General features: G+C 71.5%; 22 protein-coding genes. 11 read left to right on the plus strand and 11 right to left on the minus strand.

The window, feature by feature from the left end; genetic code table 11:
• The first annotated feature begins 56 nt into the window (after positions 1-56).
• The 5 genes from FHS39_RS16970 (at position 57) to FHS39_RS16990 (ending at position 2622) form a co-directional block, all read left to right on the plus strand.
• Positions 57-782: a hypothetical protein gene (locus FHS39_RS16970; protein WP_184350160.1), complete on the plus strand. Its 726-nt coding sequence runs from the start codon at positions 57-59 to the stop codon at positions 780-782.
• An 80-nt stretch (positions 783-862) separates the two neighbouring features.
• Positions 863-1042, plus strand: a complete 180-nt coding sequence (locus tag FHS39_RS16975) for a hypothetical protein (RefSeq protein WP_184350161.1) — start codon at positions 863-865, stop codon at positions 1040-1042.
• Positions 1043-1194: 152 nt separating this feature from the next.
• On the plus strand, positions 1195-1590 hold the full coding sequence (locus FHS39_RS16980) for a BlaI/MecI/CopY family transcriptional regulator (protein ID WP_184350162.1): 396 nt from the start codon (positions 1195-1197) through the stop codon (positions 1588-1590).
• Between the two features lie 9 nt (positions 1591-1599).
• Positions 1600-2118 (plus strand): amino-acid N-acetyltransferase, encoded by a 519-nt coding sequence (locus FHS39_RS16985; protein ID WP_184350163.1) that lies wholly within the window; start codon positions 1600-1602, stop codon positions 2116-2118.
• 162 nt (positions 2119-2280) lie between these two features.
• Positions 2281-2622, plus strand: coding sequence for an Lsr2 dimerization domain-containing protein (locus FHS39_RS16990; RefSeq protein WP_184350164.1), 342 nt, complete (start codon positions 2281-2283; stop codon positions 2620-2622).
• Here FHS39_RS16990 and FHS39_RS16995 read toward each other — a convergent pair.
• Positions 2553-3254 (minus strand): SCO3374 family protein, encoded by a 702-nt coding sequence (locus FHS39_RS16995; RefSeq protein WP_221462806.1) that lies wholly within the window; start codon positions 3252-3254, stop codon positions 2553-2555. The genes FHS39_RS16990 and FHS39_RS16995 overlap by 70 nt on opposite strands.
• A gap of 511 nt (positions 3255-3765) precedes the next feature.
• Between FHS39_RS16995 and FHS39_RS17000 the strand changes: the two genes are divergently transcribed.
• Positions 3766-6291 (plus strand): ATP-dependent Clp protease ATP-binding subunit, encoded by a 2526-nt coding sequence (locus FHS39_RS17000; protein WP_184350165.1) that lies wholly within the window; start codon positions 3766-3768, stop codon positions 6289-6291.
• An 83-nt stretch (positions 6292-6374) separates the two neighbouring features.
• Here FHS39_RS17000 and FHS39_RS17005 read toward each other — a convergent pair whose 3' ends face one another.
• Both FHS39_RS17005 and FHS39_RS17010 read right to left on the minus strand, forming a co-directional pair.
• A complete protein-coding gene (locus FHS39_RS17005; protein WP_184350166.1) occupies positions 6375-9494 on the minus strand; it encodes an NACHT domain-containing protein in 3120 nt (1039 codons plus the stop codon).
• Positions 9491-9832 (minus strand): trypco2 family protein, encoded by a 342-nt coding sequence (locus FHS39_RS17010; RefSeq protein WP_184350167.1) that lies wholly within the window; start codon positions 9830-9832, stop codon positions 9491-9493. The genes FHS39_RS17005 and FHS39_RS17010 overlap by 4 nt, the downstream gene beginning before the upstream one ends.
• A 338-nt stretch (positions 9833-10170) precedes the next feature.
• Between FHS39_RS17010 and FHS39_RS17015 the strand changes: the two genes are divergently transcribed.
• Positions 10171-10893, plus strand: a complete 723-nt coding sequence (locus FHS39_RS17015) for a M23 family metallopeptidase (RefSeq protein ID WP_184350168.1) — start codon at positions 10171-10173, stop codon at positions 10891-10893.
• Positions 10894-10912: 19 nt separating this feature from the next.
• Here the strand turns inward: FHS39_RS17015 and cseC are convergent, their stop codons facing one another.
• The 5 genes from cseC to FHS39_RS17040 all read right to left on the minus strand — a co-directional run bounded on the left by cseC (position 10913) and on the right by FHS39_RS17040 (position 15275).
• A complete protein-coding gene (gene cseC, locus FHS39_RS17020; protein WP_184350169.1) occupies positions 10913-12211 on the minus strand; it encodes a two-component system sensor histidine kinase CseC in 1299 nt (432 codons plus the stop codon).
• A 28-nt stretch (positions 12212-12239) separates the two neighbouring features.
• Complete coding sequence (gene cseB / locus FHS39_RS17025; protein ID WP_184350170.1) at positions 12240-12950, minus strand: two-component system response regulator CseB; 711 nt, start codon at positions 12948-12950, stop codon at positions 12240-12242.
• 7 nt (positions 12951-12957) lie between these two features.
• Positions 12958-13503 (minus strand): hypothetical protein, encoded by a 546-nt coding sequence (locus tag FHS39_RS17030; RefSeq protein ID WP_343069615.1) that lies wholly within the window; start codon positions 13501-13503, stop codon positions 12958-12960.
• A 107-nt stretch (positions 13504-13610) separates the two neighbouring features.
• The gene (locus FHS39_RS17035) at positions 13611-14159 is read right to left on the minus strand and encodes a SigE family RNA polymerase sigma factor (protein ID WP_184350171.1); all 549 of its coding nucleotides are present in this window, start codon (positions 14157-14159) and stop codon (positions 13611-13613) included.
• 222 nt (positions 14160-14381) lie between these two features.
• The gene (locus FHS39_RS17040; RefSeq protein ID WP_184350172.1) at positions 14382-15275 is read right to left on the minus strand and encodes an HhH-GPD family protein; all 894 of its coding nucleotides are present in this window, start codon (positions 15273-15275) and stop codon (positions 14382-14384) included.
• Positions 15276-15361: 86 nt separating this feature from the next.
• Here FHS39_RS17040 and FHS39_RS17045 point away from each other — a divergent pair, with 86 nt between their 5' ends.
• Entirely contained in the window at positions 15362-15856 is a 495-nt protein-coding gene (locus FHS39_RS17045; protein ID WP_184350173.1) for a pyridoxamine 5'-phosphate oxidase family protein, read from the plus strand.
• A 99-nt stretch (positions 15857-15955) separates the two neighbouring features.
• A complete protein-coding gene (locus FHS39_RS17050; RefSeq protein WP_184350174.1) occupies positions 15956-16771 on the plus strand; it encodes a hypothetical protein in 816 nt (271 codons plus the stop codon).
• Between the two features lie 97 nt (positions 16772-16868).
• On the opposite strand, the gene disA is transcribed toward FHS39_RS17050, so the two are convergent.
• Both disA and radA read right to left on the minus strand, forming a co-directional pair.
• Positions 16869-17993, minus strand: coding sequence for a DNA integrity scanning diadenylate cyclase DisA (gene disA / locus FHS39_RS17055; RefSeq protein WP_184350175.1), 1125 nt, complete (start codon positions 17991-17993; stop codon positions 16869-16871).
• A 192-nt stretch (positions 17994-18185) separates the two neighbouring features.
• A complete protein-coding gene (gene radA / locus FHS39_RS17060; protein ID WP_184350176.1) occupies positions 18186-19619 on the minus strand; it encodes a DNA repair protein RadA in 1434 nt (477 codons plus the stop codon).
• Positions 19620-19848: 229 nt separating this feature from the next.
• Here radA and FHS39_RS17065 point away from each other — a divergent pair, with 229 nt between their 5' ends.
• Positions 19849-21732 (plus strand): BACON domain-containing protein, encoded by a 1884-nt coding sequence (locus tag FHS39_RS17065; RefSeq protein WP_184350177.1) that lies wholly within the window; start codon positions 19849-19851, stop codon positions 21730-21732.
• A gap of 2 nt (positions 21733-21734) precedes the next feature.
• Here FHS39_RS17065 and FHS39_RS17070 read toward each other — a convergent pair whose 3' ends face one another.
• A complete protein-coding gene (locus FHS39_RS17070) occupies positions 21735-22511 on the minus strand; it encodes a DUF3109 family protein (protein WP_425507790.1) in 777 nt (258 codons plus the stop codon).
• A 234-nt stretch (positions 22512-22745) separates the two neighbouring features.
• On the opposite strand from FHS39_RS17070, the gene FHS39_RS17075 reads away from it, so the two are divergent.
• On the plus strand, positions 22746-23678 hold the full coding sequence (locus FHS39_RS17075) for a Ppx/GppA family phosphatase (protein WP_184350178.1): 933 nt from the start codon (positions 22746-22748) through the stop codon (positions 23676-23678).
• The last annotated feature ends 48 nt before the right edge of the window (positions 23679-23726 follow it).

The following is a 23726-nucleotide window of genomic DNA, read 5'->3' on the forward strand; positions in this document are numbered from 1 at the left end:
ACGCCGGAAATAGGGCGATATGCGAAATATGTCCGCTTAGCACTTAAAGTCAGCCCATGCCCACGCCCTATGGATCCCGCGGCGGCATGGCCTTCAGCGCGGACGAACTGCGCGTGCTGCGCCGTGCCCTCGCCATCGCACTCAAGCCCCACCCCGCCCCGGGCGAGGTCCTCGACCATCCCGGCCCCCTGCGCGCGGCCGAAGCGCGGGACTGCCTCCGGCTCGCCGAAGCCCTGAATGAGGCCGTCCGCGAAGGCGGCAGACTGCACGCCTTCCTCCTCGCCGACCTCGCCCGCTACCGCGCCGCCCTGCCGGGCAGCGCCCGCGGCTACGCCGAACGGCTCCTGGACGCCCTCGCGGCCGGATGCCGGCCCGGCCCCGAGGACGTCGACGCGCTCCGTTCGCTGTGCGACGCCCCCTGCGGCACCCCCGAGGCGATCCGCAGACGTGCCCTGCTGCGCCGCTGCGAGCACCTGGCTCTCGGCGGTGCCCACCCGCCGGTGCCCGAGGCGCGGAATTCGGGGGCCGTGGTCCGGACGACCGCCGCCTTCCTCGGGCCGTGGAAGCCGGAGCAGGCCGCCGCCGGAACGGACCCGAAAACCGCCCCCAAGCCGGGCGGGGGCACCGCTCCGCAGGACAAGCCGCCCGCCACCCAGCCCAAGTCCCCCCGGCCCGACCGCCCCATTCCCACGCCGGGCGAGGTCTTCCCGCCGCGCCGCAAGCCCGTGCCTCCCCCGACGGCCGCCGTACGGGCCCGTGTGCCCGGAGGGCGGCCCGCCTGACTGCGATCGCCGGGAGGGCGCGTAATCTGGTCGGGTCGCCCAGGAAGCGCAGAACCCAGATCCAGAAGGAGCCGACGGCCATGGACTATGTCGCCGCGCTGGTCCCGCCCGTGGTGATGGCGGTGGCTTTCATCGCGCTGATCGTGACGATCGTCAAGAGTCAGGGCGGTGCGAACAAGGCAAAGGAAGACGCCATCGTCGATGCCGCGCTCGCCCGCGCCGAGGCCGCTCAGCAGGCGCCCAAGGGCGCCCAGGCCTGACACGCGGACCGGCCCCCGCGTCGGGCGCGCGCTCCGGGAAACCGATTTCCCGGAGCGTGCGCCCTTTTTGTGGCCGCGATTGGCGGCCGTTTGCCGCCCGTATGCCGCCCGGATAAACCGGCATTCGAGACATCTCCCACTATTATTCGCGTGTGGTTCGACGCCTGGGTGAACTGGAAGACGCCGTCATGACGCGCGTGTGGGAGTGGAACCGGCCGGTCACTGTTCGAGAAGTCCTCGAAGACCTTCAGCAGGAACGGTCCATCGCCTACACAACCGTGATGACCGTAATGGACAACCTGTATCAGAAGGGCTGGCTGCGGCGGGAAGCGGAAGGCCGCGCCTATCGATATGAGGCGGTCTCGAACCGTGCCGCCTACTCGGCCGCACTGATGAACGAAGCATGGTCCCTCAGCGACAACCCCGCGGCCGCTCTCGTCGCCTTCTTCGGCATGATGTCGGCCGAACAACGGGAAGCCCTTCGCGACGCCATCCGCGTCGTGCAACTCGACGGGCCCGGAGAGCCCCCGGGAGCTCCGGGGCGATAGCGTCCGGACATGTCCGCTCTCACTAATGTCGTCACCGTCCGCAGGGCCCGCACCAGCGATGTGCCCGCCGTCCGCCGGCTCATCAACGCCTACGCGCGCGATCGCATCCTGCTGGACAAAGCCACGGTGACGCTTTACGAGGACATCCAGGAGTTCTGGGTCGCCGAGCGGGACGAGGACGGTACCGTCATCGGATGCGGTGCGCTGCATGTGATGTGGGAAGACCTCGCCGAGGTGCGCACTCTTGCCGTAGACCCGGATGTCCGGGGCGGGGGAGTCGGCCACCTGGTACTGGACAAGCTGCTGCGGACCGCGCGCTGGCTGGGTGTGCGGCGCATTTTCTGCCTCACCTTCGAAGTCGACTTCTTCAGGAAGCACGGCTTCACCGAGATCGGAGAGACCCCGGTGGACGGTGATGTCTACAGCGAGCTGCTGCGTTCCTATGACGAGGGCGTTGCCGAGTTCCTGGGTCTCGAACGGGTGAAGCCGAACACCCTTGGCAACAGCCGGATGCTTCTGCATCTGTGAGTGCGGTCCCTATGTCCGAATCGCGCCCCTATCGTGCGGACCCGGAAGCCATCGTTCCCAGGCGGAAGGCGGGCTGAACCTTCCCGGGGGGTTTGTGTTTTTCCGGGAAAGGCGGTTTGCTATTCCTCCGTAATCCCTTTTCCGCTGATGAAAGGAATCCCCGTGGCGCAGAAGGTTCAGGTCCTTCTTGTCGACGACCTCGACGGCGGCGAGGCCGACGAGACGGTCACGTTCGCCCTGGACGGCAAGTCCTACGAGATCGACCTCACCACGGCCAACGCGGACAAGCTGCGCGGGGCGCTGGCGGACTACGTGAAGTCGGCCCGCCGCACCGGTGGCCGCGCCGCCGGCAGCCGTGGCAAGGCCCGTGCCGCCGCTGCCTCCGCCGGCAGCCCGGACACCGCGAAGATCCGCGCCTGGGCCAAGGAGAACGGCTACAACGTCAACGACCGCGGCCGTGTCCCCGCCGACATCCGCGAGGCGTACGAGAAGGCCAACGCCTGATCCTCAGGCCCTCTCGGTCGATCTCCCGGCGGCTGATCCCTGCGCGCCACCCCAGCGCGCAGCAGCCGGGCCCGGTGGCACTCCGTGGCCGCCGCGCTCACCAGCCGCACGAGGTCGGGGGCGCCCCCATCGCCCCCGAGCCCCGTTGCCGGAAGCGTCGGTTCCACCTCGCGGCCCGGATCGGGAGGCCGCACCCACACGGCCTCCACGGCCTCCCGCCACCGGATCCCCGGCGGCGAGACGGGCACGGGAGCGACGATCCGGCCGCCCTGCCCCAGCGGCTCGAGGTCCAGGGCGATGTCGCCCCACTCCAGCCAGGCCAGCAGCTCCGGCAGCTCGTCGGCGCTGCCCGCGGCGGTCAGGAACCACATCTTCCGGGCCGGTACGTCGAGTGCGACCGGCCCTGTGGCGGGCAGCCGGCCCAGCACGGAGAACCCGACGGCGGCCGGCATCCCCAGCGCGTCGAAGCGCACCCCCGTGAGCAGCTCGAGGGGCCCCTCGCCGGTCACCGGCGCGGTGGGCCAGCCGAGCACGCACTCGTACCACTGGCGCCGCCGACGCCGCAGCCGGTGGTCCCGCGGCGGGCGTGGCTCGTCCAAGGGGCGGCAGGGGTGTGGAGGGGCTACCGTCATGAACGGTGCAACTGTGCAAGACCCAAGAGGTTACGCAGGGTTGATAGTTGGGCACGCTCCGTATAGGGCGTAAGGGGCGCAGAGGCGCTTCGGGTGGCGCGAGGGTGTTCGCCCGTAGCGGATGGAGGGGGGCCGCGCCGCATGGACTGTTCGTGCGCGCGGGTAAGACGTTCCCCGTGGGAAGAGGCTGTATAGCGCCGTCATAGCGGCGTCCGGAGCGCGTCACCGGGGGTGGTGGCAGGGCTGCGGGCGGGCGTGCCGGGACAAGCGGGCGTTCGCCGTGGGCGTAGTGGTGGTGGGCGTATATGCCTGGCCTGCGGGAACATCGTCTCCCACCATCGGGTTGGAGGAGTTGTCGGCTGTTCGGCAGTAGGTTTCCCCGCCGACGCGGGGTGATCCGGACGGATGTCGGCAGTTGGAATGAGCTGTCCCGTCCTGCGGGACTAGCATGCGGAAGGACAGGGAGGGGACCGACCCCTAACTGCCTGACCGCTCTGAGGAGCGATTAACGATGTTCGAGAGGTTCACCGACCGCGCGCGGCGGGTTGTCGTCCTGGCTCAGGAAGAAGCCCGGATGCTCAACCACAACTACATCGGCACCGAGCACATTCTCCTGGGCCTGATCCACGAGGGTGAGGGTGTCGCCGCTAAGGCCCTGGAGAGCCTCGGGATTTCGCTCGAGGCGGTCCGCCAGCAGGTGGAGGAGATCATCGGGCAGGGGCAGCAGGCCCCGTCCGGGCACATCCCCTTCACTCCCCGTGCCAAGAAGGTCCTGGAGCTCTCGCTCCGCGAGGCCCTTCAGCTCGGCCACAACTACATCGGTACGGAGCACATCCTGCTCGGCCTGATCCGCGAGGGCGAGGGCGTCGCCGCCCAGGTCCTCGTGAAGCTGGGCGCCGATCTCAACCGGGTCCGGCAGCAGGTCATCCAGCTGCTCTCGGGCTACCAGGGCAAGGAAGCCGCCACGGCCGGCGGCCCGGCCGAGGGCACCCCCTCGACCTCGCTCGTCCTGGACCAGTTCGGCCGCAACCTCACGCAGGCCGCCCGCGAATCCAAGCTCGACCCGGTCATCGGGCGCGAGAAGGAGATCGAGCGGGTCATGCAGGTGCTGTCCCGCCGCACCAAGAACAACCCTGTCCTCATCGGCGAGCCCGGCGTCGGCAAGACCGCCGTCGTCGAGGGCCTGGCCCAGGCCATCGTCAAGGGCGAGGTGCCCGAGACCCTCAAGGACAAGCACCTCTACACCCTCGACCTCGGCGCCCTGGTCGCCGGCTCCCGCTACCGCGGTGACTTCGAAGAGCGCCTCAAGAAGGTCCTCAAGGAGATCCGCACCCGCGGCGACATCATCCTGTTCATCGACGAGCTGCACACCCTGGTCGGCGCGGGCGCCGCCGAGGGTGCCATCGATGCCGCCAGCATCCTCAAGCCGATGCTGGCCCGTGGCGAGCTGCAGACCATCGGTGCCACCACACTCGACGAGTACCGCAAGCACCTGGAGAAGGACGCCGCCCTCGAGCGCCGCTTCCAGCCCATCCAGGTCGCCGAGCCGTCGCTGCCGCACACCATCGAGATCCTCAAGGGTCTGCGCGACCGCTACGAGGCTCACCACCGCGTCTCCATCACCGACGAGGCGCTGGTCCAGGCCGCCACCCTCGCCGACCGCTACATCTCCGACCGCTTCCTGCCGGACAAGGCGATCGACCTGATCGACGAGGCAGGCTCCCGGATGCGCATCCGCCGGATGACCGCGCCGCCGGACCTCCGCGAGTTCGACGAGAAGATCGCCGACGTGCGCCGCGAGAAGGAGTCCGCGATCGACTCGCAGGACTTCGAGAAGGCCGCCTCCCTGCGCGACAAGGAGAAGCAGCTCCTCGCCGCGAAGGCCAAGCGGGAGAAGGAGTGGAAGGCCGGCGACATGGACGTCGTCGCCGAGGTCGACGGCGAGCTGATCGCCGAGGTCCTGGCCACGGCCACCGGCATCCCGGTCTTCAAGCTGACGGAGGAGGAGTCCTCCCGCCTGCTGCGCATGGAAGACGAGCTGCACAAGCGCGTCATCGGCCAGAAGGACGCCATCAAGGCGCTCTCCCAGGCCATCCGGCGCACCCGTGCGGGCCTCAAGGACCCCAAGCGCCCCGGTGGATCGTTCATCTTCGCCGGCCCGTCCGGCGTCGGTAAGACGGAGCTGTCCAAGACGCTCGCCGAGTTCCTCTTCGGCGACGAGGACGCGCTGATCTCCCTCGACATGTCGGAGTTCAGCGAGAAGCACACCGTCTCCCGCCTCTTCGGCTCCCCTCCCGGCTACGTGGGCTACGAAGAGGGCGGCCAGCTCACCGAGAAGGTGCGCCGCAAGCCGTTCTCCGTGGTCCTCTTCGACGAGGTCGAGAAGGCCCACCCGGACATCTTCAACTCGCTGCTGCAGATCCTGGAGGACGGTCGCCTGACCGACTCCCAGGGCCGGGTCGTGGACTTCAAGAACACCGTCATCATCATGACGACGAACCTCGGCACCCGGGACATCTCCAAGGGCTTCAACCTGGGCTTCGCCGCCCAGGGCGACGTCAAGACCGGCTACGAGCGGATGAAGGCCAAGGTCAACGAGGAGCTCAAGCAGCACTTCCGGCCCGAGTTCCTCAACCGTGTCGATGACACGGTGGTCTTCCACCAGCTCACCGAGGAAGACATCATCCAGATCGTCGACCTCATGATCGCCAAGGTCGACGAGCGGCTCAAGGACCGCGACATGGGCATCGAGCTCAGCTCCGAGGCCAAGTCGCTGCTCGCCAAGAAGGGCTACGACCCGATCCTGGGCGCCCGCCCGCTGCGCCGCACGATCCAGCGCGAGATCGAAGACATCCTCTCGGAGAAGATCCTCTTCGGCGAGCTCCGTCCGGGCCACATCGTGGTCGTCGGCACCGAGGGCGAGGGTGAGGAAAAGAAGTTCACCTTCCGCGGCGAGGAGAAGACGGCCCTGCCGGACACCCCGCCGGTCGAGTCGGCCGCAGGTGGGGCCGGGCCCAACCTGTCGAAGGACGCGTAAGCGATTTCCTTAGGGATTGAATGGAGATCGGCCCCGGGATCATTGAATGGTCCCGGGGTCGATTTTCTTTTCAGTGGTAGGCGTTATAGGGCAGGCGGGTTTTCGACGACCTCGAAGCGATCGCAGAAGTGGTCGGCGCCCAGGATCGTCAGCAGATGGTTGGCCGCATAAATCTTCACCGGAAGCGGCGGCGGTCCGTGGTAGCCGGTGAGGTCCCACACGATGGTGGAGCCGGCGGGGGAGGTGTTGAGACATAGCGTGCGCATGCCCGGGAAGACCCTGAGCACTTCCCTGTCGAGCGATGTCCTTTCGCCAAGCCGGAGCATCAGAGAAGTCACCTGTGGCAAAGGCGGCATGGCTGCGATATCTCGCGCCGTGCACATCCGCAGTTCCAGATCGGCGAGATGCTCGGCCTCGGCGAGCCGGCGAAGCCCCCCGGGCTGGAAGCCGAGATCGGCCGTATCAATGCTCAGTGAGCGCAGCGCCGAGCCGGCCAGGGCGGATATGTCCTGCAGATGGCGACAGGCGGTAAGCCTGAGGACCTCGATCTCCGGGTGACCGTGGAGAAAGCCCAGATCGCTCAGACGGGAGTTGAACAGATTCAGCGACCGGACCTCCCGTCCGTCGAAGGCCCGGCGCAGTTCCTCCGGCCTGTGGTGGCCCTGGAGGTAATAAGTGTCGACAGTGCCCAGCAGAGGCACCTGCTGCAGCTGCCGGTGCGAGCTGATGTAGAGCTTGACATCGCTGAGCCGCATGGTCGCCAAAACCTCTTCCGCATACTTCCGCGGATCGGCGCTGTCCCAGCCGAAAGCCACCTGCTGCCGCACCCCGGCCGAGTCGTGCTGCCCGTACCGCCGCAGCAGCGGGTGTGCCGCGTCCCCCAGGGAGCGCAGGACCGACACGACTGCCGGCGCGGCATCGGCGGGCAGGCTCTCGGGCTCGGGCAGATGCGGCAGCACCTCCGGCCCCAGTGACGACAGAAGGTCGGTCTCGGCTCGGCTGATGGGAGCGCCCAGTGCTCGTACGCCCTGCCACACCGCCTGGTGCTGGTCTTCGTCCAGATGCCGGGCGCTGATCGCGCACTCGGCCGCCAGCGTCCGCAGGGCCCACTTCCGTTCCCGGTCCGTGCCGTGGTCACCCGCAGTGATCAGCTCGCCGACGACCAGCCGCACCTCGCTGCGCCCGCAGTGGCCGACGACCAGCCGGATGACGTCCTGCCACTGCTCCTCGGCCGCGTGCCCCAGCAGCTCCTGCAAACTGTCGCTTTCCTGGAATTCCTTGGCCGCGAGATAGTCCTGGAAGGTGCGGTGGATGAATTGGACGGAATCCGCCGAACGTTCCTGCAGCAGCCCGCTGCGGTTGAGCAGGTGCGTGAGCACGTCGTGGGCCGAGCCTTGTTTCCGTACGTTCCGAAGGCCCTTCATCGCGAATTCCAGCTGGCGTGCCGCTTCGGCGCGTGAGAGCTGTGCGCGGCCGTTTCTCACCAGCCAGACCGCAATGCGCTGGAGCAGCTGGCGGCCGTCGTCGACGGTCAGCCGGATGCCCTCCGGCTCGCTGATCCGGCGGATGTCGTCGCGGTTGCCGAGCAGCATGGACAGCGCGGCCTCGTAGAGGTGCCACCTGGTCTCCGGGAGCAGGCCGCTGCGGCGACGGTGCAGGGCACAGACGACAGCGCACAGCAGGGGCGTGCGCGCCAGCTCGCGCAGGGCCGAGTTGCGCCCGAATTCCCGGCGCAGATCGCGTTCGAGAGAGGTGATCCGCGCGATCTCCCGCTCGGCCCGCTGGTCGTCGGCGAACATGCCGCATTCCAGCCGGGCCGCCTTGTGCCAGGCGGCCGTGAACGCCTGGATGTCCGCGTCGCCCATCGGCAGCAGCCGCAGCTCTTCGAAGCGCTCGGCCTTGAGCCAGTCCTCTTCGACGGCGAGTGGTCGCACCGTGACCAGGCACCGGGTGTCCGGGTACATCCGCAGCAGCTGCGCCAGCCATCGCCGGGCAGGCGCCCGGTCGGCCTGGGGGAGCTCGTCCAGGCCGTCGATCAGCAGCAGGGCACGGCCGCCTGCCAGCACGCGCCCGGCCCAGCCGTCCGGCGCGGCGTCGACGGGAAGCTGGGCGACGGCGGGGAGCTGGGAGGGCGTGGGGCCGGCGATGCCCTGGGCCGCCAGGCTGCGCATGGGCACCACGAAGGGGACGAGTCCGTTCAGCTCGCCGAGCGCCAGGGGAAGGGTCGAGCAGGCGGCGTGCGAGGCGAGCCACCACACCAGGGTGGTCTTGCCCGCGCCGGCCTCGCCGCGCAGCACGGTCCGCGGCCGGGAGGCGAGCAGCTCCTCGATGCGCTGCGGTTGCGCATGCGGTTGAGTGTGCGGTTCCGGGTGCCGGGAAGCCACTGCCTCCAGGCTCAGATACGCCGTGTCCAGATCCCAGCTGTTCTCGTTCGTGCCCAGATCGTCGAGGCCGAAGACCTCCATGCGGCTGTAGCGGGCCTTGACCGCCTTCGCGTACTGCTCCTCGAAGGCCAGCTCGCCCGAGTCGGGGGAGTTCAGCCGGGCGAGCGGTGGCGCGGCCGGCCAGTTGCGCCGCAGGTGGAAGGTGAACTCGTACTCCTGGAAGATCCGCGAGAGCGGGACGGCGTCGATGGCGGAGGACTGCCAGCCGTGGGGATCCTCGACGGCTATCCCCAGCAGGAACGTGCCTGCGAAGAGCGGGCCGCCGGACAGGCCCGCCCAGGGGGAGCAGTCCGGCAGCGGGCTGGGCGGGTGGTGGTCGCCGTGCAGGACGTAGCGCCCCCTCATGCGGCCGTCGAGGGGAGTGAGGGTGCCCTGGACCTGCACGGCCTCCAGTTCGTCCAGGCCGGGCTGCCCGTACCGCTGGACCCGCGGGAATCCCAGCATCTGGCAGCCGCGCACCGGTCCCTGGGTGCCGAGGGTGCCCCAGCGCAGGGGCGCGTAGGCGGCGGGGGAGAGCCCGTACGGAGCTCTCAGCAGCGCGGCGTCGCAGACGTCGGGGTCGCCTGCCCACAAGATCTCGCATGGGGCGAGGCCCACCCCGCCTGGCGCGATGGCGTCGACCGTCCCCCTGGGATCCGGCCCCAGGATGTGGGCGCTGGTCAGCACCAGGCGCGGTGTCAGCAGCACCCCGCTGCCCTGCTGCGCCCCCAGGACCGCCACCAGCCGGTCCTCGACGCCCGGCGAGGACCCGCCCGTCACTGCCCTGCCGCGGGGCCGAACCCGGACACCCCCGCGGGCCGGTCGTTGCCCACCTTCCAGCCGCTGCCCGTGCGCCGGTCCTTCGGCGTCAGCGTGAAGGCGACCTTGTGGGTGCGCGTCGAGCCGCGCGAGCCCTCCGCGCCCGCCTCGACGATCCAGGCCTTGACCCCGCCCGTGCCCTTCACGTCCCGGCGGAGCTCCACGGTGAACTCCATGGAGATCTCGCCGACGTCGAACGTCAGTTCCTGACCCGCTCCGGCCGTTGCCGCGCTCATCAGGCCGTCCCGGACGGCTTGTACCGCATCCGCGAGCTCGATGTCCTCGAAGCCGTTTCCCACGCCGTCGCCCCCCGCTACGCCTCGTATGCACGTGCTGACCGGGAGCGTACCGCCGGGCAGGGGCTCCGGTCCCCGGAAACGGAGGAGCCGTGCGGCCCTCCGCGGTGACAAGGCGCACAGGGCCGCACGGGCCTACTAGCCGCAATAGTGATATCCGGCCCGGCCCCGATCCGGGATTCAGGCCCGGAATGCCATGGAGTAAGTGACCAAATGCCCTCGCCCTTGCTACGGCATTCGCTAGTAGGAGGGCCTCTTGGCAACCCTGCATTCGCTGGTTATCAAGGTATGGCGATCCCGGTCAGCCGCCGGGATTCATTCACGCCTGGAGGTTTATCCGCATGCCGAAGCGCACCGCTTTCCGTAACGCGAGCAAGACCGTTCTCCGCCCCCGCGCCGCCGTCCTGGTGGCTGCCGGGCTGGGAGTCTCGGTCGCGCTCGGTTCCGGGGTCGCGCTCGCGGCGGAGACCACGCTGAGTGAGATTCCGGCGTCCGCGTCCGTCACCGGCCTCGGCGACGCGCTCCATGCGCAGGCCTCGACCCAGTTGAAGGCCGCGGAGAAGGAGAAGCAGGCCGAGCAGGCCGCCGCCGAGCAGGCCAAGCGCGAGGCCGACAAGCGAGCCGAGGACGCGCGGAAGCGCGCCCAGGCCTGGGTCGCCCCCGTGGACGGCTACGAGGTCGGCCAGCCGTTCGGCAAGGACGGCGAGATGTGGGCCCACAAGCACAGCGGCCAGGACCTGGTCGTGAACAGCGGTACGTCCGTGAAGGCCGTGCACGGCGGTACGGTCGTCAAGGCCGGCCCGAACGGCGGCGGCGACGGCCCCGCGTACGGCAACGCGATCGTGGTCAAGCACGCCGACGACACGTACTCGCAGTACGCGCACCTCTCGCAGGTGGACGTCGAGGTCGGCCAGGCCGTGACCACCGGCCAGGAGATCGGCCTGTCCGGCTCCACCGGCAACTCCAGCGGCCCCCACCTGCACTTCGAGATCCGTACGACGCCGAACTACGGCTCCGCCGTCGAGCCGGTCGGCTTCCTCAAGGAGCACGGCGAGAAGCTCTGACCCGGCCAAGGCCCTCCGGTCACACCGAAATGATCGGGAAGCTTCCGGTGCTCGTCGGCGACGACTCCGGGAGCCACAGCACCGCGATCGCCCCGCTGCCGCCCTCCACCTCGGGGTCGGCGTTGCGGAAGGTCAGACGGGCGCCCAGCACCCTGGCCTGGCCGGCGGCGATGGTCAGACCCAGGCCGTGGCCCTTGCCCGCGCGGTCCTTGCTGCCCGTGCGGAAGCGGCTGGGGCCCTCGCGCAGCAGCTCCTCGGGGAAGCCGGGGCCGTGGTCGCGCACGCGCAGCACCCGGCCCTCGACAGTGACCTCGATGGGCGCTCTGCCGTGCTTGGCGGCATTGGCCAGCAGATTCCCGAGGATCCGCTCCAGCCTGCGCGGGTCGGTGGACACGTAGGCGTCCCGCACGACCTTCACCCGGGCCTCCGGCGCCACCGAGCGCACCCGGCGCTGCACGAACTCGCCCAGCTCGATGTCCTGCATCTCCGCCCGCTCCGCGAAGCTGTCCAGCCGGGCGACCTCCAGCACGTCCTCGACGAGGGTGCGCATGGCCTGCGCCCGGTCCCGTACGAGCTCGGTGGGCCGGCCCGGCGGCAGCAGCTCGGCAGCGGTGAGCAGCCCGGTGACGGGGGTGCGCAGCTCGTGCGCGATGTCCGCGGTGACGCGGCGCTCGGCCTCCAGCCGGTCGCGCAGCGCCTCGGCCATGCCGTCGACCGCGCGGGCCAGGTCGTCCGTCTCGTCGCGCAGCACCCGGCCGCCGATGGCGTCGCGCACGCGCACGTCCGGATCGCCGTCGGCGAGCTTGCGGGCGGCGGTGGCCGCCTTGCGCAGCCGCCGCGAGAGCTGGCCGCCGACGAGGATGCCCAGCGCACAGCCGCCCAGCACGACGGAGACCGAGCCGATGATCAGCGCCCGGTCGAGGTCGTTGAGGATGTCGTAGCGGTCCTTGAACCGGGTGTGGATGGAGAGGATCTTGCCGTTGCGGAGCGGCGTCGAGGCCCACACCTCGGGCGCCTCGCTGCCGCCGTCCTGCAGGTAGGTGGCGCGCAGACCCAGGTCCGCGGCTTCCCGCAGGGGCTTGGGCAGGTCGGGGTCGTCGATCTTCGCGCGGAGCATCAGCTTGCCGCCGGTCGACTCGTAGTACCGCTGGGCGATCTGAACCCGGTCGTCCATCTGGTCGCGGCTGCTGTTGAGCAGGGAGACGCGCGCCGCGTTGTGCACGACGAGACTGAGCGCGACGGCGACGAGCGCGCCGACGGCCGCGATGGCCAGGCTGACCTTCCAGCGCAGGCCGCTGCGGAGGGCGAGCGTCACCACGACACGACCAGGGTGTTCACGAAAGCCGTCAGCCTCTGAGCTTGTAGCCGAAGCCGCGGACCGTCTCGATCCGGTCCTGGCCGATCTTGCCGCGCAGCCGCTGTACGTGCACGTCCACCACGCGGGTGTCGCCGCCCCAGCCGTAGTCCCAGACCCGCTCCAGCAGCCGGTCGCGCGAGAGCACGGTGCCGGGCGCGGCGGAGAACTCCAGCAGCAGCCGCATCTCGGTGGGGGTCAGGGCGACGGGCGCGCCCGCCTTGCGGACCTCCATGCCCTCCGTGTCGACCTCCAGGTCGCCGAAGCGCAGCACTCCGCCTTCGAGGGCCTCGTCGGCGGTGTCGGTCGCCGCGCCGCCCGCGGAGCCGCTGGCGTGGCCGAAGCGGCGCAGCACGGCCCGGATGCGGGCGACGAGCACGGCGCCGTCGAAGGGCTTGGTCACATAGTCGTCGGCGCCGGCCTCCAGGCCGAGCACGACGTCGATGGAGTCGGCACGCGCCGACAGCATGATCACGGGAACGGTCGACTCGTCGCGGATCCGGCGGCAGAGGCTGACGCCGTCCAGGCCGGGGACCATCACGTCGAGGAGCGCGATGTCGGGCCGCCGGGCGCGGAAGCTCTCCAGCCCCAGCAGGCCGTCGGGCACCGCGGTCACCATGAAGCCGTCACGCTCCAGCGCGAGCTGGGTCGCCTCCCGGATGACGTCGTCGTCCTCGACGAAGAGCACATGCGTATCGGCCACGCGGCTCTCAGCCCTCCGTTCCTTCGCTCGGGACCTTGCTGGTGTTGCCCACCTTGCCGTAGTCGGTGTGCGTCCGGCCGGTCTCCCGGAAGTTCCCGTCCGACCAGTGGTAGATCAGGACATCCTCTCCCGACGCACAGCACACCGCGTCACCCGGCCCGTAGACCTGCTTGGTGATCTGCAGATCGCGCCGGTCTATGCCGGCGTAGACGGGCGACTGCTCGGCCGTGAACACATTCTCGTACGAGTCGCCCTTGGGGCGGTAGACGTACGAGCCGATGCCGATGGAATCACCGCAGGTCAGGATGTTCACCACGACGTCGGGCCGGTCGCTGCCGGTCAGCTGGCCGTAGGTGACGTCGATCGGGTAGTGGTCCTTGACGCACGGCTTGAGGTTCTTCTTGATCTCGTCGCTGACCTTGGGGTCGGACTTGATCAGCTTGACGGCGTCGACCTTGCCCCCGGGCGGGGTGGCCGAGGCCGAGGAGGAATCCGAAGGGGCACGGGAGGCCTTCGCCGCGGACTGGGTCTGCGCGGGCCCTTCCTTGCGCACGCCCTCACTGCTCGCACCGCATCCGGCAAGCAGAAGACCGGCGGCGGCAGCCATCGCTGTGACTGCGCCACCGGTGATCAGTGCCGGCTTGTACCGGGCCGCCTTTGTCAGGCTGCGCACCGTTCCTGCTTCCGCTCGTTGCGCTCGAGAGCGTGGAAGTCCAGGTCGCGGCTCTCCAGCTCCTGACGGAGCCGGGCCAGCGCCCGGTGCAGCGTGCTCTTGACCGTGCCGGTCGACATGCCGAGCGCCTCCGCGGTCTCCTCGGTGCTCATCTGCTCCCAGTGGCGCAGCACCACGACGCTGCGCTGCTTGGGCGCCAGGACTCCGAGGATGTCCATCAGCAGGGCGCGGTCGGCGTGCTGCTCGGTGCCGTCCTCGACGCTGGCGTCGGGGAGCTGCTCGGTGGGCACCTCGTCGAGCTTGCGGGCGCGCCACCACTCCGTACGAGTGTTGATCATGACACGGCGGAGATAGGCGTCCGCAAGCGACTTGTCCGCTATGCCTTCCCAGCGGCCGTAGGTGCGGACGAGGGCGGTCTGGAGCAGGTCCTGCGCGTCGATGGGGTCCGGGACCAGGCGCCGGGCGCTGCGCAGGAGGGCGTCCTGACGGTTGCGCACGTACTCTTCGAAGTCCAGAACCTTGCCGCTGCTGGCCATACTCGCAGCCTCCATTCCACTTGCGTTCCCCGCGCCACGCTGGTGGTCCTCCAGCACGGGTAGGACGCTACGGAGGAGCTGTTGCGACGTGATGTGCAGGAGCACGTCGGCTGGTGCACAGCTGTCCATAGGTTGTGTAACAGCCCGGCGGATAGATCGGGGAAAGAGCGGCTCTGTCCGTTTCACCGGCTGCTTTTCGCTCTCCCGCCGCTGTCACACGCCTTAGGTGAGCGGCAGGCGGTACATCCCGCCCGCCAGCGGCTCGACCAGTCCGTCGGCCACCAGCCCGTCCAGCGCGCGGGCCCGCTGCACGGGCTCGTCCCACACGGCGTCCAGCGCCGCCTGCGGCACCGGGGCGACGGCCTCGCGCAGGACAGCCAGCAGCTTGCCGCGCACCTGGCGGTCCGTGCCCGCGTACGTCTGGCCGCGGCGCGGCGGCCCGTCGTGCGCCGGGGAGCCGGCGGCCAGCCAGGCGCACTCGGCGGCGATCGGACAGCGCGTGCACGACGGCGTGCGCGCCGTGCACACCAGCGCGCCGAGCTCCATCGTGGCCGCGGCCCAGCGGGCAGCCACCGCCTCCTCCTCGGGCAGCAGCGCACGGGCCAGCCTGCGCTCGGCGGCGGTGGTGGCGTTCGGCGGGTACTGGGTGCCGCCGACCGCCCGGGCGAAGACGCGGCGGACGTTGGTGTCGAGCACCGCGTGCCGCTGCCCGTAGGCGAACGACGCCACGGCCGCGGCCGTGTACTCGCCGACGCCCGGCAGCGCCAGCAGCTTGGCGTGGTCGTCCGGCACCTCGCCGCCGTGCCGCTCGGTGATCGCCGAAGCGGCGGCGTGCAGCCGCAGGGCGCGCCGCGGATAGCCGAGCCGGCCCCAGGCCCGCACGGCCTCGCCGGGCGGCTCGGCCGCCAGGTCGGCCGGGCGCGGCCAGCGCGCCAGCCACTGCTCGTACACCGGCAGCACCCGGCTGACGGGGGTCTGCTGGAGCATGAACTCGCTGACCATCACCCCCCACGGGCCGGCCTCGGGGCGGCGCCAGGGCAGATCGCGGGCGTGCACGGCGAACCAGTCGATGACGGGGGCGTGCAGGGGGGCGGGGGTGATGGGTGTGACAGTCATGGCACTACCGATCCTGGCACGGTTGGCTGCCCGATTTCAGCCCGCCCACGGCCTCGGCGCCGTTACGGGCCTCCTACGCTGGCACCATGACCAGCGAGACGCAGCCCGGCCCCCCGCCCGAGATCCGGGCCGCCCTCGACGCGCACACCACGATGACCCTCGCCTACGCCGATGACGACGGCCCCCAGGCGTGCGCCGTGCTCTACGCGGTGACCGACGAACCTGCCTTGGTCTTCGTCACGTCCGGCTCCACCCGGCACGGGCGCGCCCTCGCCGCGGACGCCCGTGTCGCCTTCACCGCGCAGCGCGACGGACAGGACTGGACTGCCCTGACCGGCATTCAAGGCCGCGGCTGCTGCCGTCGTTTGACGGGCGACCAGCGGGCGGCCGCTTGGCGCGCGTACAGCGCCCGCTTCCCCTACGTCGAACAGAGCGAAAGGCTGCGGCAGGCGATGGAGCGCACCGATCTGTGGGAGTTGCGCCCGGACTGGCTGCGACTGGTCGACAACGGACAGGGTTTCGGCCACAAGTCGGAGTGGACGCGCACCGCTCCCCAAGGCCGCGACCAGGACCGCCGGTAACCCCCAACAGGCCCGATGCCGGGCACATGATGGGAAAAGTAGGCACTCCTACGGCGGGTACTGGCTGGTGCCCCGGCCGATCTCTCGTAGAGTCTTCGCGTGGGATCACTGCGCAATCCGATCGGGCCGCTTCCCTCCTCCATCTACTGGCGGCGGAGGGCAGTTGCGCTTGGCCTGCTCGGCCTTCTCGTACTGCTGGTGGTGTGGCTGCTCGCCCTCGGGGGCGGAGGCGGCTCCAAGGACTCGCAGGGCCAAGACTCTGACGACAAGGGCGGGTCGGAGACCGCCATCACGCCCGGGCCGGAACCGTCGGGGCCGCACATCAGCCAACGTCCGGGCGGGCGTGGCGATTCGGGCGGCGGTGGCGCGGGAGGCTCCGGTGGCCAGGGTGGCAGCGGAGGTTCCGGTGGCGGCGGTACGGGCGGTGGCGCCGGTGCCGGGGGCGGTTTCGGCGGCGGCGCCGGCATGGTGGTGACCGGCGACGGCAAGGCCGTGGCGGCCGGATCCGGCGTGCCCGACTGCGCGCCGGGCTCGGTGCAGCTGAGCGTGCGCAGCGTCAAGGACTCCTACCGGCCCGACGAGAAGCCGAAGTTCGAGGTCGTCGTGAAGAACTCCGGCAGCAGCGCCTGCAAGGTGAACTTCGGGACGCCCGCCGCCCTGCTGAAGATCACGGACAGCAAGGGCGAGGAGCACGTCTGGGCGTCCGACGACTGCCCCCGGGGCACCGGCGCGGTGCTGGTGGAGGTCCCGGGCTCCGGCGAGACCAAGCGCACCCTGGAGTGGGACCGCAAGCGCAGCGCCGCGCACTGCGCGACGCCGGGCGGCGCGGCCGCGGCGGGCGCGGGGGCGTACCGGGTCGAGGTCAAGGTGGCCGGGGCCACCGAGCGGGCGGAATTCAGCCTGGAGAAGGGCTGACCGCAGAAGGGCCGAGCGGGCGGGCGTACGCGCACCTGCGCGCACGCCCGGGCCCTGCGGGGGCACAGCACTGACCCATCGGGCACGCCCTGGGGGATCAGACGTACCGTTCCAGGATCGAGGACTCGGCCAGGCGCGAGAGGCCCTCGCGGACCGAGCGGGCGCGGGCCTCGCCGACGCCGTCGACCGTCTGCAGGTCGTCCACGCTGGCGGCGAGGAGCTTCTGCAGGCCGCCGAAGTGGTCCACGAGGCGCTCGATGATCGCGCCCGGCAGCCGCGGCACCTTGGCCAGCAGCCGGTAGCCGCGGGGGGAGACCGCCGAGTCCAGGGTCTCGGGCGAGCCGCTGTAGCCCAGGGCCCGTGCCACGATGGGCAGTTCGAGCAGCTCGGCGTGGGTGAGGGCGTCCAGCTCGGTCAGGGCCTCGGGGACCGTGCGGGTGCGCTTGGCGGTGGGCTCGGGCACATAGTCCCTGACGACCAGCTCGCGCTCGGGCTCGACGCCCGCGATCAGCTCGTCCAGCTGGAGGGAGAGCAGACGGCCGTCGGTGCCCAGCTCGACCACGTACTCCGCGATCTCCGTGGCGATGCGGCGGACCATCTCCAGGCGCTGCGAGACCGCCGTGACGTCGCGGACCGTCACCAGGTCCTCGATCTCCAGGGCGGAGAGGGTGCCCGCGACCTCGTCCAGCCGGAGCTTGTAGCGCTCGAGGGTGGCCAGCGCCTGGTTGGCGCGGGAGAGGATCGCGCCCGACTCCTCCAGCACGCGCCGCTCGCCGCCGACGTACAGCGCGATCAGCCGCATCGACTGGCTGACCGAGACGACGGGGAAGCCGGACTGGATGGAGGCGCGCTGCGCCGTGCGGTGGCGGGTGCCGGTCTCCTCGGTGGGGATCGAGGCGTCGGGGTAGAGCTGGACGCCCGCCCGGACGATCTTGGTGGCGTCCTTGTCGAGGATCAGGGCGCCGTCCAGCTTGCACAGCTCGCGCAGCCGGGTTGCGGTGAACTCGACGTCCAGGACGAATCCGCCGGTGCACATCGACTCGACGGTCTTGTCCATGCCCAGGACGATGAGGCCGCCGGTGTTGCCGCGGAGGACGCGCTCCAGGCCGTCGCGCAGGGCCGTGCCGGGCGCGACGGCGCTCAGCGAGGCGCGCATCAGCCCGTCGACCCCGGAGCCACTCCCGGCCTTGCCGGGGCCCGATGCCCGGTCGTTGGCTGCCACTGCACTCCTCCGGTCGCAAGGTCAACGGTGCCGCGGGCCGCCCAGATGTCGAGTGCGCCGCGGTGTATCTCGTCGTGTCTCGTCGGGGTACATCGTCGCGCGGGCGGGACCAGGGGAAAGTCTACTGGCGCCCGGCCCGATAGAGAGGGGGCTGTCCCCACTGTCCTCAACGGGCGTGCCCGGAGGCCGCCCTCACGAGCCGCCCTGGGACCGGGACCCGGCCGCCTCCCCCCGCTCCTCGCGGCGCGGCCGCCCCGGCAGCACCCGCAGGGCGTCGCCTATGTCGGCGACCTCCAGCACCCGCATCCCGGCGGGCACCTTGCCGGGGTCGCCCGGCACCAGGGCGTGCGTGAAGCCGAGCCGGGCCGCCTCGGCCAGCCGGCGCTGCACCCCGGTGACCCGCCGGACCTCTCCCGCCAGCCCCACCTCGCCGATGGCGACCAGGTTCTTCGGCAGCGGGGTGTCGCTCGCGGCGCTGGCGAGGGCGAGCGCGATGGCGAGGTCGGCAGCCGGCTCGGAGAGCTTCACCCCGCCGACCGTGGCGCTGTAGATGTCGCGCTTGCCCAGGGCGCTGATGCGCCCGCGCTGCTCGAGGACGGCGAGCATCATCGAGACCCGGGAGGTCTCCAGGCCGGAGGTGGTGCGGCGCGGGGAGGGGATCTGGGAGTCGACCGTCAGCGCCTGCACCTCGGCCACCAGCGGGCGGCGGCCCTCCAGCGTCACCGTCAGACAGGTGCCCGGCACCGGCTCGGCGCGCCGGGTGAGGAAGAGGCCGCTGGGGTCGGCGAGGCCGGTGATGCCCTCGTCGTGCAGCTCGAAGCAGCCCACCTCGTCCGTGGCCCCGTAGCGGTTCTTCACGCCGCGCACCAGGCGCAGGCGCGCGTGCCGATCGCCCTCGAAGTGCAGGACGACGTCGACGAGGTGCTCCAGCAGGCGCGGGCCCGCGATCGCGCCGTCCTTGGTGACGTGGCCGACCAGCAGCGTGGCCATGCCGCGCTCCTTGGAGGCGCGGATCAGGGCGCCCGCCACCTCGCGCACCTGGGCCATGCCGCCGGGGGCACCGTCGATCTCGGGGGAGGCGACGGTCTGCACGGAGTCGAGGATCAGCAGGGAGGGCTTGACCGAGTCGAGATGCCCGAGGACGGCGGACAGATCGGTCTCGGCGGCGAGATACAGATGGTCGGACAGGGCGCCGATGCGGTCGGCGCGCAGCCGGACCTGGCTTGCCGACTCCTCGCCCGTGACGTAGAGGGTGCGGTGCTCCTCCGATGCCGCACTGGCCGCCACGTCCAGCAGTAGCGTCGACTTGCCGACACCGGGCTCGCCCGCGAGCAGCACCACCGCGCCGGGGACGAGCCCGCCGCCCAGCACCCGGTCCAGCTCGGGCACGCCCGTGCCGCGCGCAGTGGCCTGGCGGCCGTCGACCTGGCCGATGGGCAACGCGGCGGAGGTCACGCGGCCGGGCGCGGTCGTGCGTACGGCGGGCGCGCCGCCGAACTCCTCGACGGTGCCCCACGCCTGGCACTCCGGGCAGCGGCCGAGCCACTTGGCGGTGGTCCAGCCGCACTCCGTGCAGCGGTAGGAGGGCCGGTCCTTGGCGGACGAGCGAGAAGTACGGGCAGCCATGCGAGCCACCGTAGCGGTGGCCACTGACAGTGGCGGCCCAGGGCGCCTCGGACGACCCCCGGCCCCGCACCACCGGCCTCCGGCAACCCCCCAACCCCGCAGGCCACCGCCGCCCCTCGCCTCGGAACAGGAGGTTCCTGTCCCCTTTTGAGGGAGAACGTCACCCGAATGGGTTAAACCTCGGTGGGCGGGGCGGACGGGCAGGCACCATCGGCCTACCGTCGCCGGGATGATGACGCGCAGGCCCGAGCCCCCCACTCATGCCACCGGCGCGCACCGCGCACCTCGCGGTGCGCGCCGCGCGGCCCAGCCCCCGGTCGTCGAGAACCCCGCCGCCGACACGCCCGTCACACAGAGCGCCTCCCCCTACGGCACCGCTCCTCGGAGCGCCTCCTCGGATGCCCGCACCACCGAGCTCCCCGCCCCCGACGCCACCCGCGAGACCGAGGTGATCAGCGAGACCGAAGGGGGCGACGAGGGCCAAGACGATCAAGACGGCGAGGATCAAGTCGGCGAGGGCCAGGACCTCGACGAGACCGTCCCCCGCCTGCCCCTCGCGCGCTACGAGCCCCACCTGGACGGCGTGTTCACCTACTGCCTGTCGGTGCTGTGCGACCACGACACCGCCGTCGCCGCCCTCGGCGAGGTCCTCGCCCACGCCGAGCGCCGCGCCGACCGCGCCCCCGCCGCCGGGGAGGTCCTGCGCCCCTGGCTGTACGCCCTGGCCCGCTGGGAGTGCCTGCGCAGACTGGCCGAGCCCGCCGCAGCCCGAACCGCCGCGGCAGCCGGCCCCGCGGAGACCGCCGACCCGCGGCACCGCGCGGAACTGGCCCTGCTCGCCTGGCCGGAGGCCGCCGGCACCACCGCCGAGCAGCGCGAAGCCCTCGAACTGGCCGTCCGCCACCAGCTCGCCCCCCACGAGGTCGCCGCCGTGCTCCGCATGGAGTGCGACGCCGCCCGCGCGCTGCTCTCCAGCGCCGCCTGCGAAGTCGAGCGCACCCGCACCGCCCTGGCCGTCGTCGAGTCCGGCCGCTGTCCGCTCGTCGCCCGCTTCACAGAGGACCGGGAAGTGCTGCTGGGAGCGGTACTCCGGCGCGAGCTGGTGCGGCATGTGGACGAGTGCGCCGTCTGCCGCCGCACCGCCGAGCGCGCCACCGCCGGCGAGCCCTGGCCCGGCACGGCCGCTTCCTCCGCCCCTCTGCCCGTCCTCCGGGCGCCCCGTGCCGCAGCGCACGCAGCCACGCTGCGCGCCCTGGGCCGGCGCCCCCAGCGCCGGCGTGCGGCCGCCCGCGTCACGCCCCGCTTCGACCGCAGCGGCTTCCCCGTCGCCCCCAAGGACCGCACTGCCCGCCGCAGCCGCCTGCGCAGCCGGGCCGTCACCGCCACGGTCGTCGCGACCGTCGTCGCCGCCCCGGTCCTCGCCCTGTGGGCCGCCTACCGGGGAGCGCCGCTCGGCGAGGGCCACGGCTCCGCGACGGTCTCCGCCCCCGAGACCGACAGCCTCGGCGGCCACCCGCACGAAGGCTCGTACGACGATCCGTACGACAGCGGCGCATACGACCCCTACACCGGCTCCTACGAGGCCGGCGGCGCCGCCCGCGCCCCCATGGGCGCGCCCGCCACCGTGGGCCACCGGTTCGCCGACGTCTCCGTCGCCGTTGTCGGCCCCGACGGCAGGCCAGTCCCTCTCCCGGCCGGCCCCGGCGCCACGCCCCCGCCCGCCCCGCGGCAGGGCCCGCCCGGCCCGGTCCTCGGACCCGGGCGGCTGACGGTCGAGGCGCAGCCCAGCGGCACCGCCACCGTCATCACGCTCCGGGCCAGCGGCGGCGAGCCGGTCAGCTGGTCCATGTCGGCCGACGCGCCCTGGCTGCGGCTCAGCCAGCCCGGCGGGGTGCTGCGCCCGGGCCAGTCCGTGACGGTCACCGTCTCCGTGGACCACAGCCTGGAACCGTCCGGGCGCTGGCGGGCGCGGGTGGCCGTCGCGCCGGGCGGCTCGGCCGTGACGATCGAAGGCTGTGGCTCGGCCCCCGCGCCCACCGGCCCCACGCCCGGGGCCCCCACCCCTCCCGCCACGCCGCCCGCACCGACGCCGATGCCGACGCGCACGGGCTGAGCTCAGGCGGTGTGCGCGGGGGAGTCCGCCGGGTGAGGAGCCATCGGCAGCAGCGCGGCCATGCGCTCCTCGCACAGCTCCACCAGGCGCGCGTAGCCCTTCTTGCCCATCAGCTCGGTCAGCTCGGGCGCGTACGAGACGTACACCGGCTTGCCCGCGCCGTGAGCGGACCGCGCCGACGTGCACCACCAGTGCAGGTCGTGGCCGCCCGGGCCCCAGCCGCGCCGGTCGTACTCGCCGATCGTCACCTGCAGCACCTGGGTGTCGTCCGGCCGGTCGATCCAGTCGTAGGTGCGCCGCACCGGCAGCTGCCAGCACACGTCCGGCTTGGTCTCCAGCGGCTCACGGCCTTCCTTCAGGGCCAGGATGTGCAGCGAGCAGCCCGCGCCGCCCGCGAAGCCGGGGCGGTTCTGGAAGATGCACGAGCCCTGCCAGCGCCGCGTCTGCCGCTCGCCGTCGTCGTCGAGCTGGGTCCAGCCGGTACCGGTGCCCTCCGCGTGGAACTGCCAGATGTCCGGCGTCAGCCGCGCCACGTGTCCGGCCACCCGCTTCTCGTCGTCCTCGTCCGAGAAGTGCGCGCCCAGCGTGCAGCAGCCGTCGTCGGCGCGCCCGGCCTGGATGCCCTGGCAGCCGCTGCCGAAGACGCACGACCAGCGGGAGGTCAGCCACGTCAGGTCGCAGCGGAAGACCTGCTCGTCGTCGGCCGGGTCGGGGAATTCGACCCAGGCGCGGGCGAAGTCGAGCCCGACCTCGTCGGGAACCCCGGAGGACGCCTTCACCTTTTTGACAGCCTTGGCAACCTTGTCCCGACCAGACGACTTGCCCTGATCAGACGACTTGCTCTGCTTGGCTGCCTTGTCCGGCTTGGCCGCCTTGGATCCCTTGTCCGGCTTACCGGAGCCCTTGACCTGCTGCTCTGGGGCGTTGTCCAGGACTTTGTCCGGTTTCGCCTTCTTCGTCTTCGCCACCCCTCAAGACTAAATGCCAACCACAACCGCAGTAGCGTTCAGGCCATGAGACTCGGTGTCCTCGACGTGGGTTCGAATACCGTCCACCTGTTGGTGGTCGACGCGCACCCCGGTGCCCGCCCCCTGCCGGCCCACTCGCACAAGGTCGAGCTGCGTCTGGCCGAACTCCTCGGCGACGACGGCGCCATCAGCGACGCGGGCGTCGACCGGCTCGTCGCCGTCCTCGACGACGCCCAGCGCGCGGCCGAGGACAAGGGCGTGGAAGAAGTCCTGCCCTTCGCCACCTCCGCCATCCGCGAAGCCCCCAACGCCGACGCCGTCCTCGCCCGCGTCCAGGAGGAGACGGGCATCACCCTCTCCGTCCTCACCGGCGCCGAAGAGGCACGGCTCACCTTCCTGGCCGCCCGTCGCTGGTTCGGGTGGTCGGCCGGAAAACTCCTTGTGCTCGACATCGGTGGTGGCTCCCTGGAGGTCGCCTACGGCCTCGACGAGGAACCCGACGCCGCCGCCTCCCTCCCGCTGGGCGCCGGCCGCCTCACCGCCGCCTGGCTCCCCGGCGACCCGCCCGACCCCGCCGACATACGAGCGCTGCGCCGCCACGTCCGTACGGAGATCGCCCGCCGCGTCGGCGAATTCTCCCGGCACGGCGCCCCCGACCACACCGTCGCCACCTCCAAGACCTTCAAACAGCTCGCCCGCATCGCCGGCGCCGCCCGCTCCTCCGAAGGCCTCTACACCGAGCGCAGGCTCACCCGCAAAGCCCTGCAGGACTGGGTGCCCAAGCTCGCCGGCATGACGACCGCCCAGCGCACCGCCCTGCCCGGAGTGTCCGACGGCAGGGCGCCCCAGCTGCTGGCGGGCGCGCTCGTCGCCGAGGCCGCCATGGAGCTGTTCGAGGTGGAGGAGCTGGAAATCTGCCCCTGGGCACTGCGCGAGGGCGTCATCCTGCGGCGGCTGGACCACCTGCCGGGAGCATGACCGGAAGCCGGCCTTCGGGGCTGTGACGCGAGCAAACGTGAGCGATCC

The sequence above is a fragment of the Streptomyces olivoverticillatus genome (genome assembly GCF_014203555.1).
GTDB lineage: Bacteria > Actinomycetota > Actinomycetes > Streptomycetales > Streptomycetaceae > Streptomyces > Streptomyces olivoverticillatus.

Coding starts and splice junctions, on each gene's coding strand:
- FHS39_RS17045 (WP_184350173.1), top strand. CDS start 15,362: ATGACCAGCGAGACGCAGCCCGGCCCCCCGCCCGAGATCCGGGCCGCC.
- FHS39_RS17000 (WP_184350165.1), top strand. CDS start 3,766: ATGTTCGAGAGGTTCACCGACCGCGCGCGGCGGGTTGTCGTCCTGGCT.
- FHS39_RS16970 (WP_184350160.1), top strand. CDS start 57: ATGCCCACGCCCTATGGATCCCGCGGCGGCATGGCCTTCAGCGCGGAC.
- FHS39_RS17040 (WP_184350172.1), bottom strand. CDS start 15,275: ATGACTGTCACACCCATCACCCCCGCCCCCCTGCACGCCCCCGTCATC.
- FHS39_RS16985 (WP_184350163.1), top strand. CDS start 1,600: ATGTCCGCTCTCACTAATGTCGTCACCGTCCGCAGGGCCCGCACCAGC.
- FHS39_RS17035 (WP_184350171.1), bottom strand. CDS start 14,159: ATGGCCAGCAGCGGCAAGGTTCTGGACTTCGAAGAGTACGTGCGCAAC.
- radA (WP_184350176.1), bottom strand. CDS start 19,619: ATGGCTGCCCGTACTTCTCGCTCGTCCGCCAAGGACCGGCCCTCCTAC.
- FHS39_RS16995 (WP_221462806.1), bottom strand. CDS start 3,254: ATGACGGTAGCCCCTCCACACCCCTGCCGCCCCTTGGACGAGCCACGC.
- FHS39_RS17075 (WP_184350178.1), top strand. CDS start 22,746: ATGAGACTCGGTGTCCTCGACGTGGGTTCGAATACCGTCCACCTGTTG.
- FHS39_RS17015 (WP_184350168.1), top strand. CDS start 10,171: ATGCCGAAGCGCACCGCTTTCCGTAACGCGAGCAAGACCGTTCTCCGC.
- FHS39_RS16975 (WP_184350161.1), top strand. CDS start 863: ATGGACTATGTCGCCGCGCTGGTCCCGCCCGTGGTGATGGCGGTGGCT.
- FHS39_RS17065 (WP_184350177.1), top strand. CDS start 19,849: ATGATGACGCGCAGGCCCGAGCCCCCCACTCATGCCACCGGCGCGCAC.